This is a genomic window from Algoriphagus algorifonticola, assembly GCF_007655305.1.
GTDB lineage: Bacteria > Bacteroidota > Bacteroidia > Cytophagales > Cyclobacteriaceae > Algoriphagus > Algoriphagus algorifonticola.
Genome location: NZ_VLOG01000044.1, coordinates 1 through 10,016, shown reverse-complemented (window position 1 = coordinate 10,016; position 10,016 = coordinate 1). Strand labels below are relative to the sequence as shown.

10 protein-coding genes and 1 tRNA gene are annotated in these 10,016 nt (G+C 39.0%); 2 read left to right on the top strand and 9 right to left on the bottom strand.

Translation table 11 applies throughout. The features are described from left to right. Window positions 1–340 precede the first annotated feature (340 nt). Both FL972_RS11255 and FL972_RS11250 read right to left on the bottom strand, forming a co-directional pair. Window positions 341–829, bottom strand: coding sequence for a hypothetical protein (locus tag FL972_RS11255; protein WP_144605516.1), 489 nt, complete (start codon window positions 827–829; stop codon window positions 341–343). Window positions 830–838: 9 nt separating this feature from the next. After that, a complete protein-coding gene (locus tag FL972_RS11250; RefSeq protein WP_144605514.1) occupies window positions 839–1,942 on the bottom strand; it encodes a ferredoxin--NADP reductase in 1,104 nt (367 codons plus the stop codon). 209 nt (window positions 1,943–2,151) lie between these two features. On the opposite strand from FL972_RS11250, the gene purB reads away from it, so the two are divergent. Beyond that, on the top strand, window positions 2,152–3,495 hold the full coding sequence (gene purB / locus FL972_RS11245) for an adenylosuccinate lyase (protein WP_144605513.1): 1,344 nt from the start codon (window positions 2,152–2,154) through the stop codon (window positions 3,493–3,495). Between the two features lie 565 nt (window positions 3,496–4,060). Here purB and ctlX read toward each other — a convergent pair. After that, complete coding sequence (ctlX, locus tag FL972_RS11240; RefSeq protein ID WP_250161337.1) at window positions 4,061–4,993, bottom strand: citrulline utilization hydrolase CtlX; 933 nt, start codon at window positions 4,991–4,993, stop codon at window positions 4,061–4,063. Window positions 4,994–4,996: 3 nt separating this feature from the next. Further along, the gene (locus FL972_RS11235) at window positions 4,997–5,878 is read right to left on the bottom strand and encodes a hypothetical protein (RefSeq protein WP_144605511.1); all 882 of its coding nucleotides are present in this window, start codon (window positions 5,876–5,878) and stop codon (window positions 4,997–4,999) included. A gap of 299 nt (window positions 5,879–6,177) precedes the next feature. Between FL972_RS11235 and FL972_RS11230 the strand changes: the two genes are divergently transcribed. Next, window positions 6,178–6,251 (top strand) — tRNA-Asn (locus FL972_RS11230). A gap of 519 nt (window positions 6,252–6,770) precedes the next feature. Here FL972_RS11230 and FL972_RS11225 read toward each other — a convergent pair. From FL972_RS11225 to FL972_RS19585, 5 genes are all read right to left on the bottom strand, one after another. Further along, window positions 6,771–7,193, bottom strand: coding sequence for a hypothetical protein (locus tag FL972_RS11225; protein WP_144605509.1), 423 nt, complete (start codon window positions 7,191–7,193; stop codon window positions 6,771–6,773). 10 nt (window positions 7,194–7,203) lie between these two features. Beyond that, window positions 7,204–7,539 carry a hypothetical protein gene (locus tag FL972_RS11220; RefSeq protein ID WP_144605507.1) on the bottom strand — a complete coding sequence of 112 codons (336 nt, stop codon included), beginning with the start codon at window positions 7,537–7,539 and terminating at the stop codon, window positions 7,204–7,206. 343 nt (window positions 7,540–7,882) lie between these two features. After that, the gene (locus FL972_RS11215) at window positions 7,883–8,179 is read right to left on the bottom strand and encodes a hypothetical protein (RefSeq protein ID WP_144605505.1); all 297 of its coding nucleotides are present in this window, start codon (window positions 8,177–8,179) and stop codon (window positions 7,883–7,885) included. Window positions 8,180–8,184: 5 nt separating this feature from the next. Then, entirely contained in the window at window positions 8,185–9,057 is an 873-nt protein-coding gene (locus tag FL972_RS19530; RefSeq protein WP_222116029.1) for an RHS repeat domain-containing protein, read from the bottom strand. A gap of 50 nt (window positions 9,058–9,107) precedes the next feature. After that, the coding region (locus tag FL972_RS19585; RefSeq protein WP_250161336.1) for a hypothetical protein at window positions 9,108–10,016 on the bottom strand (909 nt) is incomplete at its 5' end.

Here is a 10,016-nt window from a genome sequence, read left to right as displayed (position 1 = left end):
GCGGATTGATTTTATTGCGGTTTGACCTCTCACTACAGATTCTAATGCATAATCCGGGTTTAAGGTTCTTCTTCCTATCCATGCAACTACTCCAAGGGGGAATTGAGAACGACTTTCGATTTTAGGTTTCGGGCAATATCAATTTGAGTACAAAATGATAGGTTTTCTAGAATTGCAGATGTTCATTTTAAACAAAAAATTCTTTGCCTCTTCCATCCTTTGCGGGAGAATTATACCGCTGCGCCACCGCGAGAGATTAGGAGACCGCTGCGCTCGCAGTTGTCATTTCAGCCTTCCTCTATGGGAGATAAACTTTCGCACCTCATAATTCAAACTTTCTCTACTCCGGCCTCGATGCCTGTCTTACAATTTCTGCCTGCTCTTTAGTCAGTTTAAGCAGACGCTTAATTCTGTCAGGAGTGGGCTTTGCCAAGGAATAAAAAATCAAAGTCAAAGCGAAAATCACAACGTAAGTCGCATTCTCATAGAAAAGCAATCCTATAGTGCTAAGAATCGATATCAAAAACAGAAAATAAAAACGTTGCCTAGTTGCCTGAATATAAATCTGAACTTTATCAAACAGCTCCTCATATTCAAAGGATAATTTCAGTTTTCTATGAAATATCACATATTGACCAAGCAGCAAACCTATAGCCAATCCAATCAATAAACCATTGACAAAGTCTGGAAGCTCAGGCAGGTCAAAATTCAAATTCCCTGAATTATAATACAAATACACAAAGCCAAATAATGGCAAGCTGATCACCATCAGGATCAACACCAATATTTCCAGGCTTTTGTAGTCTTTTTTAAGCTGATTGTAGTTCAAGAGGCTAGTTTATTCAATGGTGATTTTGATGTCATCAGTCAGAGGTCGGGAAACGCAGCAAAGTACATATCCAGCCGCTATTTCCTTCTCGCTCAAGCCTGCATCCTCATCCATCTTCACCTTTCCGCTCAAAAGTCTACCTCTACAAGCTGTACATAAGCCACTCTGACAAGAATAAGGCATATTCAAGCCCTGCTCCAATCCGGCTTCAAGGACAGTTTGTTCAGGATTAACGGTCACATCAAACTCCTCCCCTTCCAACATGATTTTAACATCCCGGGTGAGAATTCCGGAGTTGATTCCAGCCATGGCATTGTCATGTGCCTGTTGAGCTGCCGCTGAGAAAAAGCTTTCTCTATGAATTCTCTCTTCAGGAATACCAAGTTCTTCCAAGACATTCTCCGCAGTATCCATGATTCCGTCAGGCCCACAAAGGAAATAAATCTCCTCATACCGCTGTTCATATTCTGCACGGGAAACAAACTCCTTAAACGAATCAGGATTTAATCTACCTTTTGGCCCTTTCCAGGCTTCAGATGGTTGACTCAGATTATGAATTACTTTCAATCTTTCCGGATTGGCTTTTTCCAAAAGGTCCAATTGTCTTTTGAAAATTATCTGCTCCTCGCTTCGGCTACAATATATCAGCGTAATGATGGAGTTCGGCTCATTGACCAATACAGATTTGAGAATACCCATGATTGGCGTGATCCCACTGCCTCCAGCCACCATGATAAAATGCCTCTGATTTTTGGAATGAAAGTCGGTGGTGAAATTCCCTAATGGCTTTAGCACATTGATAGTTTTACCGGGGTTTACTTTTTCATTCAGATAATTGGAGAAAAGTCCTCCATCGACCCTTTTAACAGAAATTCCTGGAAAGGGGTCCACAAATGGGGAGGTGCAAAGACTGTAAGATCTTCTTTGCTCTTTTCCATCAAAGTCCATGACCAAAGTCAAAAACTGACCCGGCTTGTAATCCAGAAATGGTTCTGGCTGCTCAAAATAAATACTCACTGTATCGGGAGTTTCCCTGACAACTTCACGTACCTTCAGAGGGAGATAATTGCTTTTTTTAACTTCCTCTTTTTTCTTCTTAAATAAATTGAACATTCGAGATATGGATTCTTTGTATTCGGGTGCAAAATTAAACGCTCAGGAATCATAATTGTCCTAATCCCTGAGAAATTCATAAAGAAAACTCCAAATCGTGAAAGTAAGTTTGGAGAAATTCGATTATTATAAATTATGAAGGGCTATTTTGAAGGTAATGAGCTAAATTGCGCCTTCAAAATTTTGGAACAACCCCAAAACCAACAAACATGGAATTGAATGCCCTGACCGCTGTCAGTTCAGTAGATGGAAGATATGCCGGAAAAACGGCTTCCTTGAGAGCTTATTTTTCAGAATTTGCCCTGATCAAATATCGAGTGCATGTAGAGGTAGAATATTTCATAGCGCTATGCGAGTTACCCTTGCCTCAGTTGAAAGAATTTGATCACGGATTTTTCAGCAAGTTACGGGCTATTGTTACTGAATTTTCAGAGAAATATGCTCAAAGCATTAAGGACACTGAAAAGGTGACCAACCATGATGTGAAGGCTGTAGAGTACTTTCTGAAAGAGAAATTTGATGCTTTAGGGCTAGAGGCATATAAGGAGTTTATCCATTTTGGACTCACCTCTCAGGATATTAACAATACTGCAACTCCATTGATGCTGAAAGAAGGATTGGAGCAGGTGATTTATCCTGAATTGGAAAAGGTTCTATCAAAGCTGAAAACTTATGCTTCTGACTGGAAGGATGTTTCAATGTTGGCCAAAACCCATGGACAGCCAGCTTCCCCTACTCGATTGGGGAAGGAGATTGAAGTATTTGTTGTCAGAGTTGAGAAGCAATTGGAGCTATTAAAGCAGGTTCCATTTTCTGCCAAATTTGGTGGGGCAACCGGAAATATGAATGCGCATCATGTAGCTTATCCAGAATTAGCTTGGAATGACTTTGCATTTAATTTTGTATCCCATTATTTAGGCTTAGAAAGAAGTTATCCTACCACTCAAATCGAGCATTACGATAATTTGGCTGCCGTATTTGATGGCTTAAAAAGAATCAATACGGTATTGCTGGACCTTTCTAAAGACGTTTGGCAGTACGTGGCCATGAATTATTTCAAGCAGAAAATCAAAGCTGGAGAAGTAGGATCTTCTGCAATGCCACATAAGGTCAATCCAATAGATTTTGAAAATGCCGAGGGTAATTTAGGAGTTGCCAATGCACTTTTTGAGCATTTGGCATCCAAACTTCCTATTTCCAGATTGCAGCGGGATTTGACAGATAGCACGGTACTTCGGGTAATCGGAGTTCCATTGGCCCATATGCTGATTTCTTTGGAGTCTTTGAAAAAGGGATTGGGCAAATTGGAGCTGAATAGAGCTGCCATTGATGCTGATTTGGAAGAAAACTGGGCAGTAGTTGCGGAAGCGATCCAAACGATTCTTCGAAGAGAAGGCTTCCCAAAACCTTATGAGGCACTGAAAGATCTTACCCGAACCAATACTAAAATCACTCAAACTTCCATAGCCGATTTTGTAGATGGCTTGCCTATTGCTGATGAATTGAAAACGGAATTGAAGAAAATTACACCTTTTAATTACACTGGAATTTAAAAGTGTGAAAGCTGAATTCAGAAATCTGAAAGGTTTCGCCTCTTAATCTAGGTAGCTTCACAAAAGCTCGCAGCGACGCAGCGGCGCAAAGCTTTAATCTCCCGCAAAGGATTCAAGAAGCAAAGAAAAGTAGGAAGATGTAGTAGGCAGTTGGCAGTACCGTCCCTGCGAACCCGTCACTTTTTATAATATGAAGATTAACTTTGAGTCTTTCGTTAATCCCAATTAAAGGAAAGACTTTGGGTCGGGTGAAGCAGTCTCAAAATTTTTAGTTTGTGGCAAGGGCTTCGACTCCGCTCAGCCTGATAAAAAAGACTGGCCTCTTCATTAAAACTCCGTGGTTCTCCGTGATCTTTATGGTTAATAAAGCTCGCAGTGGCGCAGTGGCGCAGAGTTTAATTCTCCCGCAAAGAATAAAAGACGCAAAGAAGTTGATCTGATTTGTTCTGGGAAATCTGTGCAGATCTGTGACTTTTTCTGTGGAAATCTGCGGAAAATAAAAAAGATTCAATGACTGAAAAACATTTAAAGTTTCTCTGCCCTTCGTAAATCAAAAATTCCCCTATTATCCTCTGTGCTCTAAAAAAATCTCCGCAATCATACACCTAGCGCTTCCTCCACCCAGTTTTTCTATGGTAGGAATCTGAGGACTGATAATTGTAGTATATTTCTCAATTAGCTGAATTTGCCCCACGTTTAAAGAATCATAGGCCGTTTGGGACATGACTGTAAACTTCTCACCTCCATCATTTCCCACTTCCAACATATTTCCGGCAAAATTAAATTTCTGTTTGGCCGTAATGGGAATCACTTTTTTACCTGCTGATGTCAAGGTCTCCTGTACTTTCCTTCTATCTGAAGCCTTTATAATACTTTCCAAACAAACCACAGCCAAATCAGAGCCAATATGCATCATTACATTGGTATGATAAATAGGGCTCATCTTTCCGCCAATTTCCTGCTGAGCTTCAAATGCAATCACTTGATAGCCCAGTATTTTTGCCAAATAATCTAAAGGCACGCAATGGGTTCGCTCAGAATAACAGGCATAAATCATTTTTGAATGATGGTCCATCACCATGCTACCCGTTCCCTCCAAAAACTGTCCATCCTGCTCAAAAAAGCTTAAATCAATAATTTCATCCACTTTAAATCCCAATCCCATCAATTGCTCTATCAAATCTTTCCTTCGCTCCAATCGGCGGTTGGGAGAATACATGGGATAGAGAATCAATTTGCCGTCTGGATGTGTACTAAACCAATTATTTGGGAAAACAGCATCCGTTTTAATTGGCTTTTCTGTATCCTCTATGACCAATACCTTCACTCCCTGATCCTTCAATAAGGCGACAAAGCTGTCAAACTCCTGTTGAGCCAAGGCCTTGATTTCTTCAGAACTTCGCCCGTCTTGCTGCTGATAGAAATTATTCCCTGCCGTCTCTTGATTGAAGCCAAAATTGGCAGGACGAACCATCAAAATAGTAGAAGAGGTTTGCATGGCTTATTTTTTTGAAGGATATCGATAAAGAACCGGAAGAATATTGAATCTCTTTTCACTTATGGTAAAGTAGCTTTTCATGGAAGATGAAAATGCGATAGCCTCTCCTTGAGGCTCGGGAACGTAGGGCAAACTGACAGGAGTTCTAGCCAGTGTTTCAGTTAAAGACTCCCCTTCCTTTCTGATCCAATAATAGACAGCAAAGTAATTTTTAATCAAAATATGACAGCCATCTTTTGAAATATCTCCTGCCACAGAAGATGAAAAAGGAAATTCCAGATGCTTGTCTAACTTGATTTTCTCCTTGTTCCCAAATTGATCCCAGGAAAAACTGTACAGGTTGTTCTTCTTATCCCTTTTGGAAACTATATACAGTCTTTTATCCAAGGGATCGAGCATCAAGGTTTCCGCATCCCTAGCTCCTCCAGGATAGTTGAGTTCTACTGAGACAGCCTTTTCCTCAATCAAAGTCTGGATGACTCTAGGTTCTGGAATTCTATGAACATACACAGAGGAATATCGAGCTAAATTATCTCCGATTTCAGCTATGTAGATATAGGATTTTCCGTCAGGTCCCAATCCAACAGCAATATCTTCCCAGTCCCTATTTTTGAGACCTTTCAGTATGATTTTGCCAATCTCTTTGCCTAGGGAATCCAACATATAAACTACCGCCTCTCCCCCGCTATCGGTATGAGCATAAATCAAGTTAGGGTGAATTTGAGAAAATGCAATCCCGCTGACTTCTTCCAAACGGGGATTTTTTAGTGTATCTACGGGAATACCCATGCTAAAATAGCGCTCAGAAACAGGGATTTCCTGAGCGAAAAGGCTATGGTTTAATCCCAGTAAAAAAAGAAAGAAAATAGTATTGCGTGTACCCATAAGAAGGATCGAAATTAGCCAAAAAGGCAGGAAAAAGCAGAGGAATAGGAGTATAAATTGGTTTACCCATTCAAAAACATCGAGCCGAATTTGATTTTAGAGAATAAGCATATGGGATATCTGTAAAATTTAGAAAGTGAATTTAGAAGAAAGGATAAAAATAAGTCCCTGAGAAAGAATCAGAAAGGGTAATTGGTTCAAAAAATCAAAGATTTTTTATTTGTAGGTTTGGAAAAAATCAAAGATGCCTCTACATTTGCAACACGTTAACCGAAAGGGATAGCGCAACCAGAAAAAATTCCTCCTTAGCTCAGCTGGTTAGAGCACATGACTGTTAATCATGGGGTCCTTGGTTCGAGCCCAAGAGGGGGAGCTACCAAAGCCTCAAATCATCAGATTTGAGGCTTTTTTCATTTATACATTTCTGGGCGAGAAGCCTGTCCCGATGAAGTCTTTCAAATAGTTAATCCTCCGCTCAATCTCCTTTTCCATTGCAGCTACTTGGTAAATAGAGTTGATCTTTGGCATTTCATACAAGATATTTAGTGCTTTGGGTTATGGGATTAATTCACCCCAAATCCAAAAAATCCCATGGTAAGGGAGGTTCAGTTTCCCTGCAAAGTCACGTATTAGCTTATCGCTGCTAATGACCATGGCGCCTCCAAGTTTTTGATCCAAAAAGAGTACGGAACGATCTTCCTGTAACGATCCTTGGGAAAATGGAATCTATTACATTTTTTAAAAGTCACACTATTTGAAATTTTTCACAAGAAATTTTGCTACTAAATCTTTTACACAAAATGCCTTTGATTCACATCAAGGACTTCACGACACACCCACACTCAGCCAGATTTTTCAGCTCAATTGAGATTCTAATTATAATATAATAACTTTAATACTTGGAATCATAGGTAACTTCCCAATTATTGATTTCCAATTCTTTTACCTTGAAACTTTTCTTATCTGAGTAAATTTGAAATTTTACAATTGAATCCCATTCATAATCTATAATAAGTTCTTTACGGAAAAAGAAGATTCTCAAGGTACTATCTTCGCAATCTCTATTAATGAAATACTCCCACTCATTAGGACCAATTAACGCATGGTTATAATTTGACATTGGATATATAATATTACTACTTTCCCAAATAGTATCTTTATTCGAAATAAACAATGGGTTTTTGTTAAATAATTCTCCTTTGGAAATAGAAAAAAATATCTCTTCATTTGTATTATTGATGATTTTTAATCTATCGTCGATTGGATCACAACTAATTAGACATGCCATTAAAACTAATAATATTATATTTCTCATTTTAAATTTTTTAATTTCCCAACCACATATCGCCAAAGAAAACTTTACTCCACCAATCAGCCCGCTTCTCCGTATAAAAATCTTTATGACGACCATCTAATCCGGGGATTTTATTAAATCCTGGAGTCAAATTGAGAATACTTGGGATTCCAATTTGCAAATAAAAATTTAGAATAGGAATATTAGGAATTGTTGGAGTTGAAGTATTATAAAGATCAAAACTAAGTTTATAATCTAAAAAATGTCCGTATTCATGTTGGAGCATACTTTCTCTATTTCTTCCTTTTACACTTGAATGAATAAAAATACCAATACCAGGTAAAGTTACCCCAGTTCCTTCTGCCATGAAATCAGTTTCATAAATTGCAACTCCAGGATATTTTTCTGGATCACTAATATTTTTGGTTCTACCCTTATGTTAGTGGAATAAATAAAAGCTAGTAAAATAGAGATGGAGATCACTTTTCAGAGAGTTTTACACTTGAATTTCAATACTTTATAAATTCTAACTCATTAGAGTACACACCAAAAGGGAATGTTCTCCATTAAATTCGTGGTAGAACTATGAATTATAATCTTTAAACTTTAATGTAAAGAATTACATATACTTCCACTAAACAATATTCCTCTTTTCTCGTAAATAAAATTATATCTTAAATTTTTAATATAACACAATGAATTGAATTTAATTATTTATCAAAATTATCTGGACTAGGACTAATAAAAACCACGTTTCCCTGAGAATTAAATATAATTTGATATTGAACTGACAGTCCAGCTGGAGCCTCATAATCATAATATAATTCACCCTTATAATTCCTTTTACTTATAGGCTGGCCCATTATTTCTAATACTTTTAATGTATCCATTCCAATTTCAACATTTTTAATATTTTGCGAATTTTCACAACTAGCCTCTTTGCAAGAATTAAAAACACCCATTCCCAACAATAAAATAATGAATATAATAATATTTCTAATTTTCATATATTTTAAAATATTTTTTTATACCTATTTCTGCCAGGATCATTTAAAAATTGACCAATATATTCAGAAATTTTGGTTGGATTTTGTTCTATTAAATCATTATATCTTTGAAAAAATTCTACTCCTAGTCTATTTGAGTATAAATCCTGAGGATGAAAGGCACTTTTCATTGCACTTCCATTTCCAAAAACTCCCTGCACCCATTGTTGAAATTCATTCGCTGCTCCCATCAAAACCCCTTTCTTCCCTACTACCAAAAAATGAATCATATCTACTTCGCGTCCAGAACCGGGGGATTGAGGATCTCTAACAAACCCAAACCTAGCATCGGCCAATCTATTTGGATATTTTATCCCAAGAAAAGAGCTTTCGCCTAACATAATTTCTTCATATGTCATCCCCTCGAACCTTTTAACAAAATCCTGTACATTTCTAGGTCTTGTATTGTATTGATTGCCATAGTCTTTTTTATTTTGATCTTTTTCATTCCCGCAGCAGGCTTGAACACCTGATTTTTTACCCTTGCCAACTACCTCAAAATTTCCACTATAATCTGCACCTATTACGTCTTTTGATTTTACCTTTTGACCATAGCCCATTTCAACCCAAACACCCTCTTCCTCCTCCTGTGATGCATTTTCTCCAGAATTTACAGGTGTCCCCTGTACCGAATAAGGAGCCATTCCGTCTGGGTCAATAAACCTTATTGGATTGTTGAAAGCATAATTGTAGGGTGAATGTCTTCGCATCTTCTCCGCCAGCGGATCATGCACAAACCATCTTCCAATCGCAGGAATATAAAACCTCGCCCCGTAATCATACATGATCACGCCCAAACCGCTTGTCAGCTCTTTGCCATTATAAAGATAAGGATTCACCCAGCCCTGCAAACTGGCCCCTCGCTAAATCAGTCCACAGGACTGATTATTCACGCTCGGTCCTCACCATATTGGTAACCTAGTCCCGAGAGATCCACTCCCCAAGGATCATAATGAGTCTCTTGCACGATCAGTGGACCCGTGCTCATGATCCGGAACTGGTCAAACCAAACATTTTCAGCCGTTTCATTGACTAGGTAGGTCTCGATATAGCCATCCTTCTTGATCGCCAGCTTTTGAATCAGTTCCTCGTGTTTGTTTCGGGCTTTTTTGGATAAGATGACCTTTCCTTGTTCATACAGATTACTGTCTGCATCATAAAGCGCATATCCTAAATATGCCTCGGGGGCGGGTTTTTGCTGAAGTTCTGTAATCACCAGAGCGATGACATTTGCTATGGCCAGTTCATTGGGACCGGTGGCTCGGAGGTTTTGCCCGAATTCAGTCAGTTGTTGGATCATCTTGGTATTGGCCCCTGTTTGAATAAAGGACACCGGATGGAGGCGCGTTTTTCGTGGATCCATATATTTCCCAAAAACCCCGACTTCCACACTGTCTCCCTGCTGCACTTCCTGACTTCGGGAAGGACCAAGTATTCTTCCACGATCCGCATTGAGCCACGCTGTCGCATAGCCTCCGGGGGTCTTGTTATGCTCACTTGCGCCTTGGCGAGATTCCTTGATATTGTCAAACAGCTCCTCCTCCTCTTCGGCCTTTTCAGGCTCCATGGTTGCCATTCTAAGCGTGGACTGTGGTGCACGGACTACCTGACGTACATTTCCCAAATGATCTTTGACGAAGAATTCGTATTGGAAGGCTGAGTTCTCAAAGGCAGCGCGTCCTTCCTCATGCATGATATAGGACAGCGTATTGGCTCCCGAATTGATTTTTTCAAACACAAATTCCCCCAAATAATCCAACGTAGTGGTAGTGGCCCCTTCTACATTTACCTGCCGGAC

What these genes read in the sequence shown, in the direction of transcription:
- FL972_RS11250 (WP_144605514.1), bottom strand. Translation starts at nt 1,942, where the DNA reads ATGTTCAATTTATTTAAGAAGAAAAAAGAGGAAGTTAAAAAAAGCAAT.
- purB (WP_144605513.1), top strand. Translation starts at nt 2,152, where the DNA reads ATGGAATTGAATGCCCTGACCGCTGTCAGTTCAGTAGATGGAAGATAT.
- ctlX (WP_250161337.1), bottom strand. Translation starts at nt 4,993, where the DNA reads ATGCAAACCTCTTCTACTATTTTGATGGTTCGTCCTGCCAATTTTGGC.
- FL972_RS11235 (WP_144605511.1), bottom strand. Translation starts at nt 5,878, where the DNA reads ATGGGTACACGCAATACTATTTTCTTTCTTTTTTTACTGGGATTAAAC.
- FL972_RS11225 (WP_144605509.1), bottom strand. Translation starts at nt 7,193, where the DNA reads ATGAGAAATATAATATTATTAGTTTTAATGGCATGTCTAATTAGTTGT.
- FL972_RS11220 (WP_144605507.1), bottom strand. Translation starts at nt 7,539, where the DNA reads ATGGCAGAAGGAACTGGGGTAACTTTACCTGGTATTGGTATTTTTATT.
- FL972_RS11215 (WP_144605505.1), bottom strand. Translation starts at nt 8,179, where the DNA reads ATGAAAATTAGAAATATTATTATATTCATTATTTTATTGTTGGGAATG.